The sequence below is a fragment of the Terrabacter sp. RAF57 genome (genome assembly GCF_052113925.1).
Classification (GTDB): Bacteria; Actinomycetota; Actinomycetes; order Actinomycetales; family Dermatophilaceae; genus Terrabacter.
This window is the reverse complement of record NZ_JBFRDT010000002.1, coordinates 553,571-575,330: the sequence shown is the minus strand read 5'-3', so window position 1 is coordinate 575,330 and position 21,760 is coordinate 553,571. Positions and strand designations below refer to the sequence as shown.

Annotated in this window: 21 protein-coding genes; 6 read left to right on the top strand and 15 right to left on the bottom strand. The window is 73.7% G+C overall.

Annotated elements, in window-relative coordinates; genetic code table 11:
- Nucleotides 1-18 precede the first annotated feature (18 nt).
- Complete coding sequence (locus AB4Y83_RS04565; protein ID WP_056771338.1) at nucleotides 19-225, top strand: hypothetical protein; 207 nt, start codon at nucleotides 19-21, stop codon at nucleotides 223-225.
- A 5-nt stretch (nucleotides 226-230) separates the two neighbouring features.
- Nucleotides 231-1,355 (top strand): lysylphosphatidylglycerol synthase transmembrane domain-containing protein, encoded by a 1,125-nt coding sequence (locus AB4Y83_RS04560; protein ID WP_442275280.1) that lies wholly within the window; start codon nucleotides 231-233, stop codon nucleotides 1,353-1,355.
- On the opposite strand, the gene AB4Y83_RS04555 is transcribed toward AB4Y83_RS04560, so the two are convergent.
- Nucleotides 1,330-3,135: an SLC13 family permease gene (locus AB4Y83_RS04555; RefSeq protein WP_442296135.1), complete on the bottom strand. Its 1,806-nt coding sequence runs from the start codon at nucleotides 3,133-3,135 to the stop codon at nucleotides 1,330-1,332. The two genes, AB4Y83_RS04560 and AB4Y83_RS04555, sit on opposite strands and share 26 nt — an antisense overlap.
- Nucleotides 3,136-3,253: 118 nt before the next feature.
- Here AB4Y83_RS04555 and AB4Y83_RS04550 point away from each other — a divergent pair, with 118 nt between their 5' ends.
- Entirely contained in the window at nucleotides 3,254-4,771 is a 1,518-nt protein-coding gene (locus AB4Y83_RS04550) for a leucyl aminopeptidase family protein (protein ID WP_442296134.1), read from the top strand.
- 80 nt (nucleotides 4,772-4,851) lie between these two features.
- Nucleotides 4,852-6,291: a carboxylesterase/lipase family protein gene (locus tag AB4Y83_RS04545; protein WP_442296133.1), complete on the top strand. Its 1,440-nt coding sequence runs from the start codon at nucleotides 4,852-4,854 to the stop codon at nucleotides 6,289-6,291.
- A gap of 53 nt (nucleotides 6,292-6,344) precedes the next feature.
- Here the strand turns inward: AB4Y83_RS04545 and AB4Y83_RS04540 are convergent, their stop codons facing one another.
- The 9 genes from AB4Y83_RS04540 to AB4Y83_RS04500 form a co-directional block, all read right to left on the bottom strand.
- On the bottom strand, nucleotides 6,345-6,794 hold the full coding sequence (locus tag AB4Y83_RS04540) for a hypothetical protein (RefSeq protein WP_442296132.1): 450 nt from the start codon (nucleotides 6,792-6,794) through the stop codon (nucleotides 6,345-6,347).
- A 59-nt stretch (nucleotides 6,795-6,853) separates the two neighbouring features.
- Entirely contained in the window at nucleotides 6,854-7,252 is a 399-nt protein-coding gene (locus tag AB4Y83_RS04535; RefSeq protein WP_442296131.1) for a nitroreductase family deazaflavin-dependent oxidoreductase, read from the bottom strand.
- 55 nt (nucleotides 7,253-7,307) lie between these two features.
- Nucleotides 7,308-7,856, bottom strand: coding sequence for a copper chaperone PCu(A)C (locus tag AB4Y83_RS04530; protein WP_442275274.1), 549 nt, complete (start codon nucleotides 7,854-7,856; stop codon nucleotides 7,308-7,310).
- Nucleotides 7,857-7,973: 117 nt separating this feature from the next.
- A complete protein-coding gene (locus tag AB4Y83_RS04525) occupies nucleotides 7,974-9,593 on the bottom strand; it encodes an LCP family protein (RefSeq protein ID WP_442296130.1) in 1,620 nt (539 codons plus the stop codon).
- Nucleotides 9,594-9,745: 152 nt separating this feature from the next.
- Nucleotides 9,746-10,084 (bottom strand): ANTAR domain-containing protein, encoded by a 339-nt coding sequence (locus AB4Y83_RS04520; protein WP_442275272.1) that lies wholly within the window; start codon nucleotides 10,082-10,084, stop codon nucleotides 9,746-9,748.
- Nucleotides 10,085-10,427: 343 nt separating this feature from the next.
- Nucleotides 10,428-11,171, bottom strand: a complete 744-nt coding sequence (locus AB4Y83_RS04515) for a response regulator (protein ID WP_442296129.1) — start codon at nucleotides 11,169-11,171, stop codon at nucleotides 10,428-10,430.
- On the bottom strand, nucleotides 11,147-13,003 hold the full coding sequence (locus AB4Y83_RS04510; RefSeq protein ID WP_442275270.1) for a GAF domain-containing protein: 1,857 nt from the start codon (nucleotides 13,001-13,003) through the stop codon (nucleotides 11,147-11,149). The genes AB4Y83_RS04515 and AB4Y83_RS04510 overlap by 25 nt, the downstream gene beginning before the upstream one ends.
- Before the next feature lie 130 nt (nucleotides 13,004-13,133).
- Entirely contained in the window at nucleotides 13,134-13,637 is a 504-nt protein-coding gene (locus AB4Y83_RS04505) for a pyridoxamine 5'-phosphate oxidase family protein (RefSeq protein ID WP_442275269.1), read from the bottom strand.
- Between the two features lies 1 nt (nucleotide 13,638).
- On the bottom strand, nucleotides 13,639-14,286 hold the full coding sequence (locus tag AB4Y83_RS04500) for a hypothetical protein (protein WP_442275268.1): 648 nt from the start codon (nucleotides 14,284-14,286) through the stop codon (nucleotides 13,639-13,641).
- Nucleotides 14,287-14,466: 180 nt separating this feature from the next.
- On the opposite strand from AB4Y83_RS04500, the gene AB4Y83_RS04495 reads away from it, so the two are divergent.
- Nucleotides 14,467-14,994: a universal stress protein gene (locus AB4Y83_RS04495; protein WP_442275267.1), complete on the top strand. Its 528-nt coding sequence runs from the start codon at nucleotides 14,467-14,469 to the stop codon at nucleotides 14,992-14,994.
- A 3-nt stretch (nucleotides 14,995-14,997) separates the two neighbouring features.
- Here the strand turns inward: AB4Y83_RS04495 and AB4Y83_RS04490 are convergent, their stop codons facing one another.
- From AB4Y83_RS04490 to AB4Y83_RS04470, 5 genes are all read right to left on the bottom strand, one after another.
- Nucleotides 14,998-15,861 (bottom strand): glycosyltransferase family 2 protein, encoded by an 864-nt coding sequence (locus tag AB4Y83_RS04490; RefSeq protein ID WP_442275266.1) that lies wholly within the window; start codon nucleotides 15,859-15,861, stop codon nucleotides 14,998-15,000.
- Between the two features lie 50 nt (nucleotides 15,862-15,911).
- Nucleotides 15,912-17,042 (bottom strand): glycosyltransferase, encoded by a 1,131-nt coding sequence (locus AB4Y83_RS04485; RefSeq protein ID WP_442296128.1) that lies wholly within the window; start codon nucleotides 17,040-17,042, stop codon nucleotides 15,912-15,914.
- Nucleotides 17,039-18,121 (bottom strand): glycosyltransferase, encoded by a 1,083-nt coding sequence (locus AB4Y83_RS04480; protein ID WP_442275264.1) that lies wholly within the window; start codon nucleotides 18,119-18,121, stop codon nucleotides 17,039-17,041. Before AB4Y83_RS04480 ends, AB4Y83_RS04485 begins: the two co-directional genes overlap by 4 nt.
- The gene (locus AB4Y83_RS04475; protein ID WP_442296127.1) at nucleotides 18,109-19,203 is read right to left on the bottom strand and encodes a glycosyltransferase family 1 protein; all 1,095 of its coding nucleotides are present in this window, start codon (nucleotides 19,201-19,203) and stop codon (nucleotides 18,109-18,111) included. The genes AB4Y83_RS04480 and AB4Y83_RS04475 overlap by 13 nt, the downstream gene beginning before the upstream one ends.
- A 186-nt stretch (nucleotides 19,204-19,389) precedes the next feature.
- Complete coding sequence (locus AB4Y83_RS04470) at nucleotides 19,390-20,748, bottom strand: cation:proton antiporter domain-containing protein (RefSeq protein ID WP_442275262.1); 1,359 nt, start codon at nucleotides 20,746-20,748, stop codon at nucleotides 19,390-19,392.
- A 244-nt stretch (nucleotides 20,749-20,992) separates the two neighbouring features.
- On the opposite strand from AB4Y83_RS04470, the gene AB4Y83_RS04465 reads away from it, so the two are divergent.
- Nucleotides 20,993-21,748: an ANTAR domain-containing protein gene (locus AB4Y83_RS04465; protein ID WP_442275261.1), complete on the top strand. Its 756-nt coding sequence runs from the start codon at nucleotides 20,993-20,995 to the stop codon at nucleotides 21,746-21,748.
- The last annotated feature ends 12 nt before the right edge of the window (nucleotides 21,749-21,760 follow it).

Here is a 21,760-nt window from a genome sequence, read left to right as displayed (position 1 = left end):
ACCCGCGAAGGGGGCGGCGTGCGCTACGAGTTCATCCTGGCCGAGCAGATCCCCGAGGTCGCCCGCGCGGCCTTCCCGGAGCTTGACGAGTCGACCGTCCAGGTCGGCGCGTTGGGCTCGGTCATGTACGGCGACGTCGTCGACGCACCGCACCTGCACGGCATCCTCGACCGCTTCCAGGATCTCGGCTTCACGCTCCTCGAGCTGCGGCGCCTCCCGGACTAGCGCCGGTGACCCAGGAGCCCGTGGGGGACTCTGCGGTTGGCCCGCCATGGCGGGCCGGACAGCCGCAGGAGCCGCCGTCGCGAGCCGAGCGGTCGCTACGGTCGACGCGGCGACGGGCGCTGCTCGTCGGTGCCCTGCGGATCGGCCTGACGCTCGTCGCGCTGTGGTGGTTCTCCCGCGTCGTGCGACGGGTCAACTGGTCGGCCGTGTGGGACGCCGTCACCGGCCTGGCTCCGGTCCAGCTCGTGGCGTTGCTGTGCGTCGTCGCGCTGCGCCAGTGTCTCAACGCCGGCCCGCTCGCGGTCTTCGTGCCGTCCCTCGGACTGCGTCGGGCCGTGTCGAACGACCTGTCGGCCAACCTCGTCGCGACGGTCGCACCCCCACCGGGCGACGTCGTGCTGCGCATCGCGATGCTCCGATCGTGGGGGATCCCGTCCGCCGAAGGCCTCGCCGGCATCTCGCTCAACACCCTGACCTACTACGTCGCGCGCTTCGGCGCGCCCGTCCTCGGGCTGGGACTGGCCGCGGTCGCGGGACAGGCCGAGCCGGCATACGTCTGGACTGCTGTCTCGAGCGGCGCGGTCAGCCTCGTCGTCGTCGCGGGGCTCGTGATCGCGTCGCGCGGTGAGCGGCCCGCCGCGCGTGCCGCTGGATGGGTCGGCCACCAGCTGAGGCGCGTCACCCCGCGGGTCGATCCCGCGGCGTGGTCGACCCGCGCCACCGAGTTCGTCCGGCAGGCCGGCGACGTGCTGCGCCGCGGCTGGGGCCGGGCCATGGCCTGTCAGGTCGGGCTGGTCCTCAGCGAGGCGCTGCTGCTCGTGCTGTCGCTGCGCTTCACGGGCGTGCCGGCGCTCGTGGCCCCGACCGTGACCATCGTCGTGGCCCTGCTTGTCAGCTATCCCCTCACGGCGCTGCCCTTCGGCGGCGTCGGGGTGCTCGACGCCGCCGTCATCGCCATCCTCGGCCTGGAGCAGGGACCGTTCGAGACGAAGGCCGTCGCCGGGCTCGTCGTCTTCCGCGTGTGCTGGATGCTCGTTCCGCTCGCACTCGGAGCCGTGACGGTCACGCGGTGGCGGCGCGCCCACGTCGCCGAGGCGGCGGCCGTCAGAAGCGCCACACGAGGGGAATGACGGTGACGGCCACGACCAGCCACAGGAGCAGGAGCGGCAGCCCGAGGCGCCAGTAGTCGCCGAAGCGGTAGCCGCCCGGGCCCATGATCATCATGTTGGCGGGCGTCGCGATCGGGGTGAGCAGCGACGCGGCCCCGGCGACCGCGACGAGCATGAGGACCGGGAGCACCGAGACGCCGGTCTCCTGGGCCGCTGCGACCGCGATCGGCACGACGATGAGCACCGTCGCGGTGTTGCTGACGACCTGCCCGACCACCGCGGTGAGGGCGAAGAGCGCGACGAGGAGGAGGTAGGGCCGGCCCTCGCCCACGACGTCGATGAGCCCCCTGGCCACGAGATCGGCCGCGCCGCTCGTCTCGATCGCGGTCGACAGCGGGATGAGGCCGCCGATGAGCACGACGGTCTGCCACGAGACGGCGCGGTAGGCCTGGTTGACGCTGACGACCCTCATCAGCACCATCGCGGTGGCCGCGGCGAGGCCCGCGATCGCCGGCGGCACGAGTCCCAGTGCGAGCAGGACGACCATGACGAGGAGGACCGCGATCGCCCGGCCCGACCGTGGACCGAGCGGAACTGCTTGTCGCCGAACGAGATCCGGGGAGTCGACCAACAGCACGTCACGGTCGTGCACGAGCTCCTCGATCGACGTCCACGTGCCGTGCAGCAGGAGACTGTCCCCGGCGGTCAGCTCGTGCGGCGTCGCACCCAGGTCCTTCCCGAGCCGGCGGATCCCGAGCACGACGAGGTCGCTGCCACGCATCTGGCCGGGGAAGGACGTCTCACCGACGAGTGGCGAACGTGGCGGGACGACGACCTCGGCCACGCCCACCTCGCGGTTCATGATGCCGGCCGACTCGACCGTGATCGGTCGCATCGCGACGGCGAGGCGCAGCTCGGGCACGAGGCGGCTCACGGCATCGCTCGCCCCGCTGACGACGACGACGTCGTCGTCCCCCACCGGGGTCGCCCCCGTCACGGCGTGACCGCCGGCACTCTGCACGCCGATGAGGGTCACTCCCGGGTATGCCGTGAGGTCGAGTCTCGACGCGGGCACCCCGACGACGGCCGACCCGCGGCGCACCCGGAGGCGGTAGAAGCCGTCGTGGAGCTCGTAGTAGGCGGCGAGCCGGCTCGCGTGCCGACCGAGGTCACGGACCGGCTGGGAGGAGGACCGGCGGGGCAGCACCCGTGGCCCGAGCAGGACCCCCAGCGTCACGGTGCCGATGACGAGGGGCAGGCCGACGACGGCGAAGTCGAAGAAGCCGAACGGCTCGACACCGGCGTCGACGGCAGCGTTGGAGACGATGACGTTGACCGGGCTGCCCGTCAGGGCGAGGAGGGATCCGGCGCTCCCGGCGAAGGCCATCGGCATGAGCATGAGCGAGGGCGACCGCCGGATCCGGGTGGCGAGGACGAGAACCATGGGCAGGAGGGCGGCAACCGAGCCGTTGAGGGTGATGACGGCGGTCAGGACCGCACACAGACCGAGCACTGCGACCATGAGGCGCACCGCTCCGTCACCGACGACGTCGATGAGCCGCTGGCCCGCCCACGTCGTCACACCGGCCGAGTCGATGGCCTCGCTGACGACGAAGAGGGAGGCGATGAAGACGACGACCGGGTCGCCGAACCCGGACAGGGCCGTGTCCGCGTCGACGAGTCCCGTCGCGTAGAGCGCGAGGCAGGTGAGGACGGCCACCCCGCCCACCGGCAGGCGGTTCCAGATGAAGAGGACGACGGTTGCCGCGAGGACCACCAAGCTCGTCGTCGCGGGGCTCATCGCCCCATCGTCCGTGCCGGGGGGCGTGGTGCGGTCACCCCCGACGGGTGAATCGGTCGCGGGGGCGGCGCGGCCATGCTCGGAAGGACCAAGACCATCGTCTCCGGAAGGAGTCGGCGTGAGCACTCCTGCGATGCGCACTCTGGATCCCATCCCGTCCACCCGGTCGTCCGTCACGGTCGACGTCGTGGCCGACCTGCCCGGAGCCGACGAGGTCGGGGCGGTCGCGGTGCCGGTGGCGGAGGGCGCCGAGYCGCCGGCCGACCTCGGGCAGGACGCGGCCGCCCTCGCCGCCGCCGGCTTCACCGGCAAGCGCGGGCAGACGATCGTGATCCCCAGTGGTGGCCGAGCCCTCGTCGCCGTCGGCATCGGGGCGGTCGACGACGTCGACGAGGCTGCGGTGCGTGACCTCGCCGCGACGTTCGCCCGGGCCGTGCCCCTGCACACCCGCCTCGCGGTCGAGCTGCCCGACCGGGAGATCGGCCTGTCGCCGGCCGACTTCGCCCGCGCCGCCACCGAGGGAGTCCTCCTCGCCCGATGGCGCTTCCGGATCAGCGAGACCGACGACGAACCGGTCCTCGAACGGCTCGTCCTCGTCGCCCCCGCCGAGCACTCCGAGGCCGTCGTCGAGGGCGTCCGCCGTGGTGAGGTGCTCGCGCGAGCGGCAGCGATCGGCCGCGACCTCGCCAACTGTCCCGCCGCGGCGCTCACCGCGACCCGCATGGGTGAGGTGGCGCAGGATCTCGGCCCCGACGCCGGACTGGATGTCGACGTCGTCGGCCTGGACGAGCTCGTCGAGCTGGGGTGCGGGGGGCTGCTCGGCGTCAACCTCGGCAGTGTCGAGGAGCCACGCATGGTGCGTCTGCACTACGTGCCGGAGGGCGAGTCGCGCGGGCACCTCGCCCTCGTGGGCAAGGGCATCATGTACGACTCCGGCGGCATCAGCCTCAAGCCGAGCGACGAGTCGCACGCGCAGATGAAGAACGACATGACCGGTGCCGCCACGGTGCTCGCCGCCATGACCGCGCTGCGTGCCGTCGGCTGCCAGACCGAGGTGACCGGCTACCTCATGTGCACCGACAACATGCCCTCCGGCTCGGCGCTCAAGCTCGGCGACGTGCTCCGGATGCGCAACGGCAAGACCGTCGAGGTGCTCAACACCGATGCCGAGGGACGTCTCGTCATGGCGGACGCGCTCGCCCTCGCCGTCGAGCTCGACGTCGACGCCATCGTCGACATCGCCACCCTGACCGGTGCGTGCCTGCGCGCGCTCGGTGTCGACATCGCCGGTGTCATGGGCAACTCGGACGCGCTCGTCGACCAGGTCCGGGCGGCGGGGGAGGTGGTCGACGAGCCCGTCTGGCCGCTGCCGCTGCATCGCCGCTACCGGTCGCAGCTCGACTCGCCGATCGCCGACATGACCAACCTCGGCGGCCCGAACGCCGGCCAGATCACGGCGGCCCTCTTCCTCGAGGAGTTCGTCGGCGACAAGCCGTGGGCCCACATCGACATCGCGGGCACGGCACAGCTGCCGGAGGCGAGGGGCTGGCGCAACAAGGGCGCCACCGGCTTCGGGAGCCGGCTGCTCATCGAGCTCGCCTGCGCGTTCGAGAGACCGGCCACGCCCGGCACGTGAACGCCGTCGGTGCCCCGCGGTGCGGACCGACCCCGGCGAAATGGCTGGCCCGCGGCCGGGGACGCGGCGACAATCGTCGGGTGGACATCGACGTCGAGGTCACGGGTGGCGTCGTGCGCGGCGCCACCGAGGACGGCCTCGCCGTCTTCCGCGGCATCCCGTACGCCGCCCCGCCCGCTCCCTTCGCCGCCCCCGAACCGGTGCGGCCCTGGACCGGAACCCGCCCGGCCCGCGCGTTCGGTCCGCCGCCGCCGCAGTCGGCCGCCTTCGGCATGGACGCCCTGACCGACGAGGGCGACGACTGGCTGACCGTCAACGTCTGGTCGCCGGGGCTGGGGCGCCGGTCACCCGTCATGGTCTGGATCCAGGGGGGCGCCTACCTCTTCGGCACGTCCGGCCTGCCTGAGTACGACGGGGGCCTCCTCGCGCACGGCGGGGTCGTCGTCGTGACCTTCAACTACCGGGTCGGCCTGGACGGTTTCGGCTGGGTCGACGGCACGCCCGCGAACCGTGGCCTGCTGGACCAGGTCGCCGCGCTCGAGTGGGTGCGCGACAACATCGGCGCCTTCGGCGGCGACCCCGAGCGGGTCACGGTCTTCGGCCAGTCCGCGGGTGGCGGTTCGGTGGCGGCGCTGCTCGCCATGCCCCGCGCCGCCGGGCTCTTCCACCGGGCCGTCGCGCAGAGCCTGCCCGGCACGTTCTTCACCCCTCGGTTGGCCGCCGACATCACCCGGGCCTGCGCGGCCGAGCTCGGTCTGGACCCCTCCGAGCTGCCGGCGGCCGACCCCCGGACCCTGCCCGCAGCCGCCGACGCAGTGGCGGCGACGATGGGGCTGCACGCGGACCGCTGGGGGCGCGCGGCTCACGCACACGTCCCCCTGGCGCCGGTCGTCGACGGTGACGTGCTCCCGACGACCCCGTGGCTCGGGCTCACCGGGCGGGTCGAGCTGATGGTCGGCCACACGCGCCATGAGCAGCGGCTGCTCACGGCGCTGAGCGGGCAGCTGGGCGCGATCACCGAGGAACAGGCCGCCGAGGCGGCCGAGATCTTCGGCCCCGACCCGGGGCGCTACCGCGCGAGCTTCCCCGACCCCGAGGAGCTCTACGACGTGGTGCGGTCGGACTGGCTCTTCCGGATGCCGTCCCTGCACCTCGCCGAGGCCCAGCTTGCCGCGGGCGGGCGGGTCCACCTCTACGAGCTGACCTGGCCGGCACCCGGCATGGGCGGGGTCCTCGGGGCCTGCCACGGGCTGGACGTGCCGCTGGTGTTCGGCACCCTCACGGCCGGTCAGCCGGCCCTGCTCATCGGCCACCCCACGGCGGAGGCCGAGGCGGTGTCCGAGCAGATGCGGAGCGCGTGGACGGCGTTCGCGACGAACGGCGACCCCGGGTGGCCCTCCTACGACACCGGAGCGACGCGACTGTTCGACGCCGAGCCGGAGGTCACGAGCTATCCCGAGCAGGTCTCCCGCCTGATCTGGAGCGAGCCGCCTCAGGTGCTCGACCTGGCCCAGGTGTAGTCGGGTCCGGCGGGGCACGCCTGGGGCCCGTGGGTCACGTCGCCGTCACCCGGTCACGCCGGCGGAGGTGCCTTCCACCGTCGGCGGACGGGCATCTCCTCGTCGGTGTACTCCGTGGCCACGGCCTCCGCGACCGAGCACGCATAGTGGACCAGGCCGTATGCCGTCTGGCTCGGGCGCGCCACCACTGCGGGGTGCGAGGGAGCAAGCTCTTCCAGCGAGCCGCCTGCCATGAAATCCCCGTGGTCGCCCGCGTGGTCGTCCCACGGCTGCGCCGTGTGCAACGCGTACCGCGGGTCACGTCCCACCTCGCGGAGCTTCGGGCTGGCGTCGCGGAACGACACACACAGCAGTCCGGCCGCGAGCCACGGGGACACCGGGTGCACGCGGGGGCCACCGTCGAGCCGCAGCGTGGCCAGGTAGACGATCCGACCCGCCATCCGCTCCCGAGCGAAGGCCGCGAGATCTGGTTCGGCGTCGGCGAACTCAGCCCACGTGGCCATGGCGGTCGCCTGCCCCTTCGTCGGTCCGCAACACGACGGTCAGTCGCCGACTCGTCGGATCAGCGGTCGGCGGAGTCATCGACCGTGAGCACGATGAGCGGGCTGTGCCGGAGCATCTCCGGCACGTCCGTGCGCCGCCAACGTCTGGCGGCAGCCTCGATGAAGGGCCGGCGCTCGTCAGGGTCCGTGACGACGCGCGCCGTGGCGGGCACGTCGACGACGACCGACTGCTTCAGGTGGACCACGACGTGGGGGTCGGCCTCGATGTTGTGGATCCAGTCGCGCGTCCGGTCGGCCCGGGGCATCCCGGTGATGAAGAGCTGCCCGTTGTCGTGGTGCAGAAAGATCTCGATACGTCGTCGTCGACCGGTGCGCCGGCCTGTCGTCGTGAGGTCGATGAGCTGGCTGTGGCTCAATGCGGCCCGGGTGGCCGCACCCGGTGAGTTCTCGGGGTCCATGGCGCGATCCTCTCGACTGAGCTCGGCGCTCGCAGGTCTGGCGGGTCGGCTCCCGTCAGCTCGTCGCCGGTGCCACGGGGGAGACGGGCGAGACGGTCGGCAGACCGAAGCCGTCGACGAAGACGTTGACCGTGACGCTCCCGGCCTTCTCGAAGCGGAAGGTCACGGGCAGGAGCCGACCGGCGCGCACGTCGAGCTCGAGGTCGACCATCTCGAGGTGGAGGCCGCCGGGGTACTGCAGCGAGACCACCCCGTTGGCGGGGACGTCGACCTTGACGGGGGCCTCGGGCCCGTCGGTGCCCTGGCGCATGATGACCTGCCTGGCGTAGGCGGTGCTCACTGCCACGAGACGGTCCGCCGTGGCGCCGTCGTTGGCGAGCGTCGTGAAGAGTCCCGTGTTCGACCCGGTGAGCAGCTTCCGGTCCTCCGGGGCGTCGATCCTCGTCGCAAGGAGCCGGAGGGAACCGACTTCGGCGTTGACGCTCGTGCCACGCGCCGGGTTGGTGATGCGCGCCTGGACGGGGTCCGGCTGCGAGGTGCACGCAGCGAGCGGGACGACGCTGACCGACAGGAGCGCGGCGACGACGATCGGGCTGGTCCTCATGGCCGCCACGCTAGGCGGGACGCGCATCGGGCGATTCCCCCGTCGAGGGTGATCCTCAGGCGGTGGAGGTGGTCGCCGGGGCGGGCCGACCCGGAGCCGCGGGCTCCGGCTCGTCCCTCAGCACTGCGCGTACGGCGTCGTCGTCGGGCTCGGCGTCGCGGGGGTGCGCGGCGTCCGGGTCGCCGAGCCCGTGCCGCCCGTCGAACCGGGCGTCGTGGACGTCGGCGTCGGTGTCTTCGCGGGCTTCGGCGCGGCGATCCCCTTCCTGACGAGGGCGCGGACCTTCGCGTAGTCGGGGTCCCACGGCTTGATGCCGTCGTCGAGGGTCAGCGTCACGCTGTTGACCTTGGCCTTCTGCACCCGCTCGACGAGGTCGACGAAGGCAGGCAGGCTCCGGGCCGGGATGTCGGTGTAGATGTTGTCGCGCGCGATGCGCGCCAGCTGGGGGTACTGCCCCACCATCTGGGCCGGGTTCACCTGCCCGACGATCGCCTGGACGACGCACCGCTGCCGGGCCTGCCGGAACGTGTCGCTGTCGGCGGCACGCGAGCGGGCGTACCAGAGCGAGTGCCACCCGTCGAGGTGCTGGCGCCCGGGCCTGAACCACGCCTTGACGTCGACGATGCGCTGGTCGGCGGTCACGCGCCCACCGATCGGCAGCGGCCCGCCCGTGCCGGCGTTCTTGACGTTGATGTCGAGCCCGCCCATGGCGTCGATGAGCAGCGAGAATCCCTTGAGGTCGATGACGACGACGTGGTCGATCGTGAGCCCGACGATCTGCTGGACGGTGCCGCGGATCTCCTCCCGGCCCGGCACGACACCCTTGGGGTAGGCGCCCGGGTGGTCGACGGCATACGCCTCCGCCTCGCTGTAGAGGTTGGTGAGCAGGCACTGGCCGGTCACGCCGGGCTCGTTCTGGGCGCAGGACCGCTCGGGCGAGCCGAAGTGGCCGGACGGGTAGCGGGCACGGAGGGGGCTGCCGGGGGCGAGCGGTGCCTTGAGCAGGTTGCGGGGCATCGAGATGAGCGTCGTGCGCCCGGAGTGCGTGTCGATGCTCGCGACGATCATCGAGTCGGTGCGGGTGCCGATGCGGTCGGAGCCCGCGTCGGAGCCGAGCAGCAGGATGTTGACCCGAGCCTGCTCGGCCCACGGGTCGTCGCCCTCGACGACCTTCGCGCCCACGCCCGGTCGCGACGGCGGCGCCGAGAAGACGACCTCGACGGTGTCCTGGGTGATGAGGGCGTAGTCCGCGGCGGTGAAGGCCCCGCCGCCGACGACGAGCACCATGAGTGTCGTGAAGGCGGCGAGCAGGCCGGTGCGGCCGCGGTCGAGCGTGCCCGGTCGCGCCTGGACGGCCGTGAGGACGATCGACGCGCACCAGACGAGTCCCCAGAGCGCGATGACGACGACGGCGCCGCGGAGCAGTTCGGGCCGGGCGACGACCGTGAGAGCAGCACTCGTGACACCCTGGGTCAGCACGGCGTAGGCCGCGCCGGCGCTCGCGGCGAGGGTGATGCCGAGGATGGTCCAGCCGACCCAGCGGCTGCGGGTCTGCGTCAGCCCGGCGCCCGGCAGGACGGTGCCGAGGACGGTGAGACCGAGTGCGCGGCGGAAGCCGGACCCGCGCTCACGGCGCACCTGGCTGCGACCCCGCTCACCCGGCGCACCCGGCCCGGCCGCGGCCGGTTCCGGCGCGTCCTGCGGCCGCGGCTCGTGCGCAGCGCCGTCCGGCTGCATCGTGCTCCTCCCGGCCTGGCCACGTGCGCAGGTCACCGATCTACATCATGTCTCTCGGAGGCGCCGAGCAGAAGCACCACGACGAAAGGACCATCCCGAGGCAGGGACGGGGACGTGCCGGGGGGGGGTCGGCGGGGCGGCGGCCCCGCGGGTCACGACTGATCGATGCGCCCCGTCTCGACGACCTCGAGCGCGAGCACGTGCAGCTTGACGTTGCGCGCCATGCTGGCCCGCCTGAGCTCGTCGAACGCCTGCCCCCGCGTCATGCGACGCAGCGCCATCAGGATGCCGATGGCGGCGCCGATGTCACGGCTGTGGGCGAGGGCGGCCTCGAGGTGGAGGGCGCGCGACTCGGCGGCGTCGAGACGCTCGAGCGCCTCGAGGAGGTAGGTCTCGACCGGGGTCAGCTGCTCGTCGGCGTCGTCGGACGCCCCGAAGACCGTGTCGACCCCGTCTCTGGGCGAGGTGCCCGCCACGACGTGTGGCTCCATGCGAAAACTCCTACTGGTACCCCGCCGGCGGCCTTTGCTCGACCGCGATTGGCGCGCGTCAAGCCTAGGGGACCGGTCCGACGGATGGTGCCGAGCGGGTGGGGCGTCCGGTTCGTCCGGTACGGCGGGACACGAGGCGGGCGACTGACGCGGCTCTCGCTGGGTACTCGTCACCCGGCGCCATCGTCGCCCTTCAACCAGCCAGGGGCGGCGGTGACGTCGCCGGCGGGACCGACGCCGGACAGGCAGCGAGACGGCACCCGCTCGGGGGATCGGGTGCCGCCTCACCCACACCATCGCGGCCCGCGTGCATCCGTTACAACCGTCGGCTCGGCGTATGCCGTCACCTGCGTTCGTGGTGCTCCGCGGGCTCCGTGCCGTGCTGGGCGCCGTAGACCGCGGCCTGGGTGCGGCGCTCGAAGCCGAGCTTGGCGAGCAGGCCGGACACGTAGTTCTTGACGGTCTTCTCGGCGAGGTGCAGGCGGTCGCCGATCTGGCGGTTGGTCAGTCCCTCGGCGATGAGGGTGAGGATCTCCTGCTCCCGGTCGGTCAGGGTCCCGGTGCGCGAGCCCGGTCGCACCGATCCGACCCGCCCCGACGGGTGCTCACCGCCGCCGTCCGCGGTGTCGGCGCCCTGGGGTCGGCGGATCCGCTCGAGCAGGCGCTCGACGAGGGCAGGGTCGATGAGGGAGTGGCCGGCGGCGACGTGCGCGACCGCCTCGGTGAGGGACGTGCCGCGGATCTGCTTGAGCAGGTAGCCCGAGGCCCCGGCCATGACCGCGGCGAAGAGAGCATCGTCGTCGTCGTAGGAGGTGAGGATGAGACAGCGCGTGCCGGGGCTGCTCACCTGGACCTCGCGGCACACGTCGATGCCGCTCCCGTCGGGGAGCCGCGCGTCGAGCAGCGCCACCTGCGGGGCGAGCGTCGGGATGCGTCGCAGGGCCTCGGCGGCGGTGCCGGCCTCCCCGACGACCCGGAAGCCGTCGTGCGACTCGAGCAGGTCGACGAGCCCTCGGCGGACGATCTCGTGGTCGTCGAGCAGGAACACCGTGATCGGCGTCGTCACGGGGTCAGCAGGGCGGTCCATCTCAGCACCGTCTCCCTCTCGTCGGTCGTCAGCGTGCAGTCCCCGCCGCGGTCGTGGGCGCGCTTCGTGAGGTTGGCGAGGCCGCGGTGACGTCGCTCGGGCGGGCGCGTGGTCCGTCCGGCGCCGTCGGTGGCGTCGGTGGCGTCGCGGTCAGCCGGTGTCCCCGAGCTGCCGCGGCGCGTGCCGTCGGCCCCCGAGCCCCGCGCGGCCGGGCCGTCGTCGGTCACCTCGACCGTGACGGCCTCCGCCGTGACGGCGACGCGGACGGAGACGGCGGAGCACCGCGCGTGCTTGACGACGTTGGTCAGCGCCTCGCGGAGGACGGCCGTGACGTCGTGGACCAGCACGGGGTCGATGACCGTCGCGACCGGTCCCTCGAGGCTCAGGGTCGGCTCGACGCCGAGACCTGCGGTCGCTGCGGCGACCACCTCGAGCAGCACGGCGCGGGCGTCGAGCGACGACGGGGGTTCCTGCAGCTCGAAGATCGAGGCCCGGATCCGTCGGATCGTCTCGTCGAGGTCCTCGACCGCTCGGCCCAGGGCCCCGCGGACCGTCGTGTCGGCGGCGCGCTCGGTGACCGCCTCGAGCGACAGGGCCGTGGCGAAGATGCGCTGGATGACGTGGTCGTGCAGGTCGCGGGCGATGCGGTGGCGGTCCTCGAGCACCGCGATGCGCTCCTCGTCGGCGCGACCGTCCGCGAGCTCGAGTGCGAGCGCGGCGTGGGTCGCGAGCTGCTCGGCCATCTCGACGTCGGCGCGGGTGAACGGGTGGCTCCCGGCCCGTCGGGCGACGACGACGGCGCCGCGCACCCCGGCCTCGCCGACGAGCGGACAGGCCATGGCCGGCCCGCCCGACCCGGCCCCGTCGACCGAGAGGAGGGTCGGGTCGGCGGGCCCGGACGCCTCGGCGAGGACCGCCCGGCGCTCGCGCATCGCCGTGCCGGCCAGCGAGGGACCGGATCGGTATGCCGTTCCGACGAGGCCGTCGGCCCCCACCCCGCGCGCGACCCCGACGACGAGGCGGACGGCATACGCCAGTGGTTCGTCGGCGTCGGCGAGGGCGGCGTCCGTCTCGCGGTCGGGGAAGTCGAGGGTGACGACGTCGGCGTCGGCGAGGCGCAGCACCGCGTCGGCGATGCGGACGAGGACCTGCTCGCCGAGGCCGGGCCGGAGCAGGTCGCGGCTGATCTCGGCCGACGCCCGCAGCCACTCCTGGCGTCGTCGCGACTCCTCGTAGAGGCGAGCGTTCTCGATGGCCACACCGGCGCTCGCGGCGAGGGCCACGACGAGGTCCTCGTCGTCGGACGAGAAGTCCGAGCCGTCGACGCGCTCGGCCAGGTAGAGGTTGCCGAAGACCTCGCCCCGGGAGCGCACCGGCACCCCGAGGAAGCCGTGCATCGGAGGGTGCCCGGCGGGGAATCCGACGGACCGCGGGTCGTCGGAGATGGCGTGCAGCCGGATCGGCTCCGGCTCCTCGATGAGGGCGCCGAGCACGCCGCGCCCGGTGGGCAGGTGGCCGATCAGCTCGACCACCTCGGCGTCCATGCCCGAGTGGATGAACTGCTCGAGCCGGCCGTCGATCCCGATGACCCCGAGCGCGGCGTAGCGGGCGCCGGCGACGGCGCGTGCTGCCTCGACGATGCGGCGGAGCACGGCAGGGAGCGCGAGCTCCGAGACGACGGAGCGGTTGGCCGCGAGCAGGCCGCGCAGCCGGTCCTCCGCCGAGCCCGTCGAGCCCGTCGAGCCCGTCGAGGCCGCCACGCCTGCCCTGGGTGCCGAGCCGCGCGGGCCCGGTGTGCCGGCCGGGCGGGGCGACGGGACACGCTCGACCATCAGCGTGTCGTCCGCGCAGGCACGGCGGCCGTCCGCACCCGTCGGCCGGTCGCGCGCGTCGCCGTCATCACCCAAGGCTAGGCCCGCGCGGCTGCGCCGGTGGCTCGTTGTCGCAGGACGGGGCGGGCCGTCAGCGGGCACTGCGTCGCGCGGCGGACGGCACGCGCTGCGATCCGAAGGAACGACCGGTGATCCGCTCGACGCTGATCCCGATGAAGACGTTGCGCACGCCACCGGCCCACGGCTCGGCACCCTCGACCGTCCACAGGTGCGTGAGCAGCGCGGGTGACGCGACGGCCTGGGCGCGACCGCGTGCGATGACGCTCCACCCCGTGTGTGCCATGTCGTCGAGGTCGTCGACCTCGAAGACCACCTGGGTCGGCCGCACGAGCTCCGAGAGCACGCCGAAGGGCGAGGTCCGGAAGACGATGAGGTCGGCCGCGCAGGCATAGCTGACGGGGAAGATCTGGGGGCCGTGGCCGGCATTCCACCCGATGCGCCCGACGTTGCGGGACTCGAGCAGGGCCTGGCACTCGGTCGGGGTCAGGTCGGCGTAGTTGATGCGTCGGCTCGACCGCTGCCCGTGGTCCGCGTGGTCCGCGCTCTCGCCGGTCGGCCGGCCGGTCGTCGTCATGTCAGGACCTCGGCGTCGGCCCGGCCGAGGCCAGGCGCTGGGGGTGGTGGGCGCGGCCGGAGTCACGTCCCACGGGCCGTCCGAGCTCGACGGCGCTGACCGGGCGCGGCTCGGGAGTCACGGCGCGGAGCATCGCTCGGCACCGGTCGAGCTCGGCACGCACCCGGGCCAGCTCGGTGCGCACCTCGAGGAAGTGCACGAGGTGGTCGCCGACGCTGCGCGCCCACGCGTCGACGGCACGCCAGTCGGCGCACCACGTCATCGGGATGGTGGACCGGCCGTCCTCCGGTCCCGCCTCGGCGCCGGGGTCCGGCGGCTCCGTGGGCCGGACGGGGACCGACGGCCGGCCGCTCCAGTGGCTGACGTGCAGGTGGTCGACGGCGACGACGAGGTCGAAGCCCTCCGTCGACGTGATCGCGACGCACGGGCGGCACGTGACGCGGTGCCCGGCGCGCGAGAGCTCATCGGCGATCGACGCGGCGATGGCCTCGTCGATCCCCGCGGTCGTCGCCGCGAACGAGGACGACGAGGGGGGCGTGGCCGGCGCGCCCGTGGCCACTCCGGTCGGGAGCACGCCCGTGGCGTACGACTCGGGCGCCGTCTCCGGCGGCGGTGGTGGGGTCGAGTAGGTGATGAGGACGGTGCACATGGTGCTCTCCCTGGTCGGCGGCGCCGGGCACGGCGCTGCATCGATGGTGCGCGCCGGTGGGCGGGTCATGACACGGCCGAAGGTCGCCAGGTGCCGGGACCAAGGTCCCGGATCGGACAGGACCGATGCATCTGTCGGCAGTGCGGTCCGCGGCAGACGCTGGACCCAGAGGTGAGCACCATGGACGAGACGAGACAGCGCGACCCAGGTCCGGCCCGCCCCGGGGCGGCACGTGTGGCGACACGGCCCGCTGGGGAGCGCGGGGCTGACGCGCCTCGGCCGAGGGGCAGGATCGTCGTGGGGGTGGACGGCTCGAAGCAGAGCCGGGCCGCGCTGCGCTGGGCCTGTGCCGACGCCCACGCCAAGGGGGCCGTGGTCGTCGCGGTCGCGGTGTGGCACCTCTACCCGCTGGCGCCGCCCGAGCGGATCGGTGCGTCGCCGTGGTGGTTCACGGCCGACCCGGAGGAGGCCACTCAGGCCTTCCTCGGGGAAGTCGTGGACGAGGTGGCCGACGACTTCCCGGACGTCGTCATCGAGCAGAAGGTGCTCTCCGGGCATGCTGCCGAGCAGCTGATCAGCCTGTCCGCGGTCGCGGACCTCGTCGTCCTCGGGGCGACCGGGAGCGGTGGCTTCGCCGGCATGTCGCTCGGCTCGACGAGCCGGGCCGTCGTCGAGCACGCCCTCAGCACCGTGGTCCTCGCCCGCTGACGTTCAGCCGGGCGCGTCTCCGGTGACCTGCCACGTGCCGTCGGGGTCGCGCCGGGCGAGCCCCAGGGTGGCGAACGCGTCGAGCCACCCCTCCATCGGCCACCACCCCCACCGGCGGGCGAAGCGGTTGGCGTTGGCGACGACGTCGTGCACGTGCTGGACGGGCGGCGAGCTCGTCGGGTGGTGCTGGTGGTGTGCCACGGCACCGCCGACCCAGAGCAGGCGCCCACCGGAGGCGCCGAGGCGCTGGCCGAAGTCGGTGTCCTCGCCGCCGTAGCCGACGTACGCCTCGTCGAAGCCCCCGACGGCGTTCCACGAGCGCACCGTCAGCGCGAAGGACAGGGACCAGAAGAGCCGCAGGTCCTCCGCAGGACGCACCTCGTCCGAGGCCAGGGTCGGCCGGGCCGGGTGCGGCGAGGCCAGGGCCGCGAGGTCGAGGTCGCGGTAGTCGCGTCCCGCCGGGGCCGGTGGCAGGTAGGCCACCTCTCCGGAGAGGACCAGCGGTGCCACGCCCGGCCCGGGACTGCGCGGGTGCTCGTCGCGCAGCACGGCGGCATACCGCTCGACGAGCCGTGGTGACGGGATGCAGTCGACGTCGAGGAGCACGACCTGCTCGGCGCCGGCGCGGGAGGCGACGGCGACCCCGAGGTTGCGCGCGGCGGCGAGGGGTAGCCTTCCCCGTCGACGCGGCAGGCTCGCGACCCGCACGTCCCACGGCCCCGCCTGCGACCGGGCGAGCGGCTCGACCTCCGGGTCGTCCATCGCGACGACCACCTGCAGGTCCGGCAGTCGGGTCTGGCGACGCAGGCCCCACAGCTGGCGCGCGAGGTGCGTGTGGCGCCCGTGCACGATCGTCACCACGGCCACGCGGGGCGCCCTGCCCGCGGGCGTCCCGGCTGTCGGTGAGAGGGCGCGTGTCACGACGCCGTGCGGATGTCGTCGCCGGTGCGGGCGTGGCGGGCGTGGCGGGCGTGGCGGGCGTGGCGGGCGGCGAGCTCGTCGAGCCTGGCCGCTGCGGAGGCCGCCCCGTGACCGGTGGACCACCGGCGCCAGCCCTCCCCGCCCCGGTCGAGGGCCCGGTCGAGCAGGCCGGGCCAGGCCGTGGCGCGCGGCCAGGCGCGGACGCCGACCGCAGCCCCGAGCCGGTCGACGGCGGCGGCCGTCGCCACCTGCTCGTCGAAGGGGCGCGGCTGGGCCACGACGACGGCGGGACGGCGCGCCGCGGCGACCTCGGCGACCGCGTTCTGGCCGCCGTGCGTGACGACGACGTCGGCGGACTCGAGGTCGGCCCACAGGTCGGGCGACGGCGAGCCCGGGCCGCGCTCGACCCACTCCCAGCCCGGTGTCGCGGCCCGGGCGGCGGCCACCTCCGCGGCGGACGTCGACCGTCCGCCGCCGCCCCAGAGGACGAGGACGCGTCGCGGCGATGCCTCGGCGGGTTCCGGCCCGGCAGAGGCGGGGCCGTCCGCCAGGGCGTCGATGCCGTCCGCGGCCGAGCCGAGGGACGTGCGTCGACGCGACGGGACCCGGTCGTCGAATCGCGAGATGCCCCCGACCGCCCACAGCTTGTCTCGCCACGACCCGGGCCAGGCGGTCGCATGGGCCGCCTCGGGCCACGGGGCGAGCAGGGCATCGGCGAGGTCGTAGGCGAGGACGTGGGCGCGGTCGGTGCGCTCTCCGGGCATGGCAAGCACGACGACCGGTACGCCGCACAGCCGGACGAGCGTCGCCACCTCCACCGACACGTCGACGACGACGAGTGAGGGCCGCGTCCGGGCGATCCACTCGGTCAGTGCAGCGGCACGGTGGGCCAGTCCGGCGTCGTGCCGCGGGACCCAGTGCAGCACGTCGCCGGCCGTGGGGTCGGCGCGGACGACCTCGCCGGCGGGCATCTGGTCGTCGCGGACGAGCTGCAGCCACTCCGACGGCCATCCGTCGGGGGCTGGAAGGGAGCTGATCCCCGTGACGGGCGAGCTGAGGTGCTCGGCGACGGTCTGCAGGCGGGTCAGGTGGCCGAGCCCCTGGTGGTGGACGTACCAGCCGATCATGCGGCACCGGACATCGCGCTGAGGGACTCGTAGATCCCGAGGTAGCTCTCGACCATGCGGTCCACCGAGCAGGCGACGACGGCGTGCGCCCGGCACGCAGCGCGGTCGAGGTCGACGGCTGCGGCCACGGCCTCGGCAGCGGCCGCGTCGTCGCAGTCCCGGGGCAGCAGCAGCCCGACGCCGGGCACGACGAACTCGCGCAGGCCACCGCGGTCCAACGCCACGACCGGCGTGCCGCACGCGAGGGACTCCGCGGCGACGAGGCCGTACGGCTCGTCCCACTCCGGCGTCACGAGCATGGCCGCGCTCGCCCCGACGAGGGCGACGAGGCCGTCGGTACCGAGGTGGCCGACGTACTCGACGTCGTCGCCGAGCTCGCCCGCGACGTGCCGGGTGAAGTAGTCCGCGTCGCCGACCGGGCCCGCGAGGCGGAGCCGGCGGCCTGCCGCCCGGGCCATGGCGATGGCCCGGTGTGGTGCCTTCTCCGGCACGAGCCGGCCCACCCAGACGAGGTCGTCGCCGCCGGGTCCTTCGACCCATCGGTCGACGTCGACGCCGTTGTGGACGACGTGCGCCGGAGTGACGTGCGCCCACGACCGCGCGGTGTGCTCGCTCACGGCGACGAAGTGGCTGTGCCGCAAGGGGTTTCGTGACCGAGCGCCGATCTCGATCGCGGGCTCGAGCCACGGGGTCGGCGGAGTGTGCAGGGTCGTGAGCACGGGTGACGGCAGCGAGCCGGCCATGGCGACGGGCAGGTGGTGGAGGCTGTTGTTGTGCACGACCGCGACATCGGGACGTTGCTGGAGCGCCAGCATGACCTGCAGGTATGCGTGGTGCTCGCGCAGCCACGCCTCCGGCACCATCGACGCGTCGCTCCGGGCGGTGTGGCTCAGGCGCAGGGGCTCGACGTCGAGCGGGGTCGCCCCCAGCGCCGGGTCGCTGCCCGGGCCCGCGAAGAAGGACACGTCGACACCCTGTCGCCGCAGCCCTCGCACGAGGTGCCACGTCAGCGACTCCAGGCCACCGGCGAACGGCTCCGCGATGGGGTGCCTCGCGGCAGCGAGGATCACGACGCGCACGCGACACCCCGCTCCGCAGCGGCAGCCAGCACGTGGGCATACACCTGCTCGTGAGCACGCGAGACGTCGTGGCGCTCGCGTCGGCGTTCCTCCGGCTCGGCCCGCCACGAGGGCCGCTCGTGGTAGGCCCTCAGGAGGGCGTCCCGGAGCGTCGGGGCTCCGTCGTCCGGAAGGGATCCAGACGCGCTGTAGAGGAGGCACGGACGCTGGTCGGCGTAGTGGCCGCAGTCGGGGGCGACGACCGTCGTCCCGAGGTCGTGGCACGCCTCGAGCCAGCCCGAGTGCGTGCCGAAGCGGTAGGGCAGCACCGAGACGTCGAGGGACTGGAGGTAGTCCCACAGCTCGTCGTCGCTGAAGTAGTCGTGGACCCGCAGGTCGACGCCGTCGGTCGCTGCGAGCTCCCGGAGCCGGGGCTCGAGGTCGCTCGCGTGTCGGGGGCCGCCCGGGGTCATGACGTCGGTGTGGGCGTCGACGCGCAGCCGGGCGCCGGGCATCTCCGGCAGGGTGGCGACGATCTGCTCGATGACGGGTAGCGGGTCCATGCCCGCTCGCAGGCTCTTGGCGTGGACCCCGATGACGTAGCCGCGGTGCGGCACTCGGGGCCGGGACAGGCGCGGCTCCTCGACGACGTGCGGGTGGGGCACGACGAGCGCCTCACGCCCCCACCGCTCGGCGATCTCCGCCGCGGCGCCGGGAGTGAGCGTGATGAGGGCGTCCGCCGCCTCGACGAGGACCCCGAGCTGTGCGTCGTGCAGCTCGCGCTCGTGGTGGTGCGGGTTGCGCAGGTCGTGCACCGTCAGCACGAGGGGCTTCCCGTGGCGGCGCAGGCTCGAGGCGACCCGGGCGAGGTCGTCGGGTGACACGGCATCGAAGCCGAAGTGCACGTGCATGACGTCGAAGTCGGCGGCATGGGCGTCGACCCAGCCGGGCTCGAGCATCCGCGGCGGCCACCACTGGGCGTCGGGCACGTCGGCGCGGGGACGGGGATCCGGCAGCCGCGTCACCGTCGTGTCGCCGTCAGGTGGAGCGAGGTGGCGGACGTAGACATGGCCTGCGGGGACGGACGCGATGACGGGACTCAACCGGTTGCCTCTCGGTGCACGCCGCCCGACGCACCGAGGGAGGAAGAGGGGGCGCCGGCGCGGGTTCGGGGGGCCGCTGGGCTGGAGCCTCCAGCAGGCCCATACCCGGGTAGTGGCCCGGCCACACCGATCCGGTGGATCGTGCGCGGTATGGGGTGGTTTCGCCGGACCGGCGGGGGTATGCCGTCAGGCCGGCCCTGCGACCCCGGCGCGCTCCCGCCGGCGCTCGAGGTAACGCATGACGGGGGTGGCGAGGGTGCCGTGGACCATGACCGACAGCAGGATGGTGAAGGCGACCGTCGACCACAGCCACCGCTCGTCGGCGAAGGCGTGCTCGCCGGCCGCGAAGGCGAGGTAGTAGAGCGAGCCGATGCCGCGCACTCCGAAGAACGCCGTCGCGAGCGTCTCGCGGCGGCCGAGCCCGCCCGGGAGGTCGGCCGGGCGGGCGCGCAGCCGCAGGCTCGCCCAGCCGGACAGCGGGCGGACGACGAAGACGAGGGACACGGCGATGACGACGCCGCGCCAGTCGAGCTCGCCGAGGACGCCCTTGGTCATCGCCATCCCGAGCATGAGCAGGATGACGAGGGTCAGCAGGCGCTCGAGGCGCTGGACGACCTCGTGCATCGAGCGGTGGTACCGGTGGTTGCGCTCGGCGGCCCGCAGCGTCATGCCGCACGCGAAGACGGAGAGGAAGCCGTAGCCCCCGACGAGCTGGCTCAGCCCGTAGGTCATGACCAGCGCGGCGAGCGCGAGCAGTGGCTCGCCCTGCTCCGCGAGTCGCAACGACCGGCGCGGCGAGCGGAAGGCGACGGTGGCCAGTCCCCACCCGACGGCCACGCCGACGAGCACGCCGACGACGACCTTGCCGACGAGGTCCCAGGCCAGCCAGTGCAGACCCCACGACGAGAAGCTTCCGGCCGATGCGAGGAGCACCGCGGCCGTGACGAAGGGGAACGCGAGCCCGTCGTTGAGGCCGGCCTCGGACGTCAGGGCGAAGCGGACGTCGTCCTGCTCGTCGACGGGCTCCCCGAGGGCCTCGCCGTCGTCGCCGTCGTCGTCGGCCTCGCCCGCGTGGCCGGTGCCGTCGACCCGGGGACCCTCCACCTGCACGTCGCTGGCGAGCACCGGGTCGGTCGGAGCGAGCGCGGCGCCGAGCAGCAGGGCCGCCGCGGGCGCGACGCCGAGACCCCAGCCGAGCAGGGCCACCGACGCGATCGTCAGGGGCATCGCGACGGCGAGCAGCCGCCACGTCGGTGACCACGCGGCCCAGGCGGCGCGGCTGCGCCAGTCGAACGAGCGGTCGATCGCGAGACCGACGCCCATGAGCGCGACGAGGATCGTGAACTCGGTGACCCGCTCGACCTGCGGCCGGATGACGACCGGGTCGAGGCGCATCCCCTCGGGCAGTGGCAGCAGCCCGATGGCCATGCCGAGGAGCAGGAGCACCATCGCGGCCGACACGGCATACCGGTCGAGGACGGCCGGGAGGACGGCTGCGAGGAACATCGCCAGACCGGCGATGAGGTAGATCAGGTTGATCGACATGACGACATGCGGGAGCTGCTCCTCGGGGTGGGCCTCATGATGACCTACCCGCGACGGTAGCCCTCCGGTCACGGGGACCCGGATGCGTCTCGCGCGGACCGGCAACCGGTGGTCCCTCAGCCATGGGACGCTGTCCTCCTGGCGCCCGCAGGGTGCCCGACGACCAGCAGCAGCACCGACCCGTGGACCCCTCGCCCGCCGCGCACCGGTCCACCGTCGGCACGGACCGAAGGTGGGTGGACCCGTGAGCGTGGACCAGCAGGCCGACGACGTCGTGCGCGAGATCGCCGAGACCTTCGCCAAGCTCGGCTCCGAGCTCGGCTCGATGGGGCCGACCGACACGCTGGACGCCGTCGCCCGCATCGCGGTCGAACGCGTACCCGGCGCCAAGTGGGCGAGCATCACGAGCTACGTGCACGGCCGGTTCCGCACCGTCGCCGCCACCGACGACGTGGCCCGCCGTGCCGACGCGATCCAGTATGCCGTCGGGTCGGGTCCCTGCATCGACGCCATCATCGACGACGCCCTCTACCGCCCGCGGGACCTGCGCCACGACGGCAGGTGGCCGGAGTTCGGCGCGAGGGTCTCGCGGGAGCTCGGGATGCGCAGCATGCTCTCCTACCGACTGGGGCGGGAGGTCGGTGACGGCATCGACGGGCTCAACATCTACTCCGACGAGGTCGGCGGCTTCTCCGAGCAGTCCGAGCTGGTCGGCCTGATGCTGGCCACGCACGGCGCGCTTGCTGCGGCGCTCTCGGCCCACCAGGAGCAGGTCGAGAACCTCCAGCGGGCGCTGCTGTCCAACCGCGAGATCGGCGTCGCGATGGGGGTGCTCATGACCCGACACCACGTGACGCGCGACCAGGCGTTCGGGCTGCTGCGGATGGCGAGCCAGAACTCCAACCGCAAGCTGCACGACGTGGCGCTCGAGGTGACCGAGACCGGTGCGCTGCCGGCGATCACGGGTGACCGACCGCGGCGCGCGCCCACCACGGACTGACGGCGTCAGTGG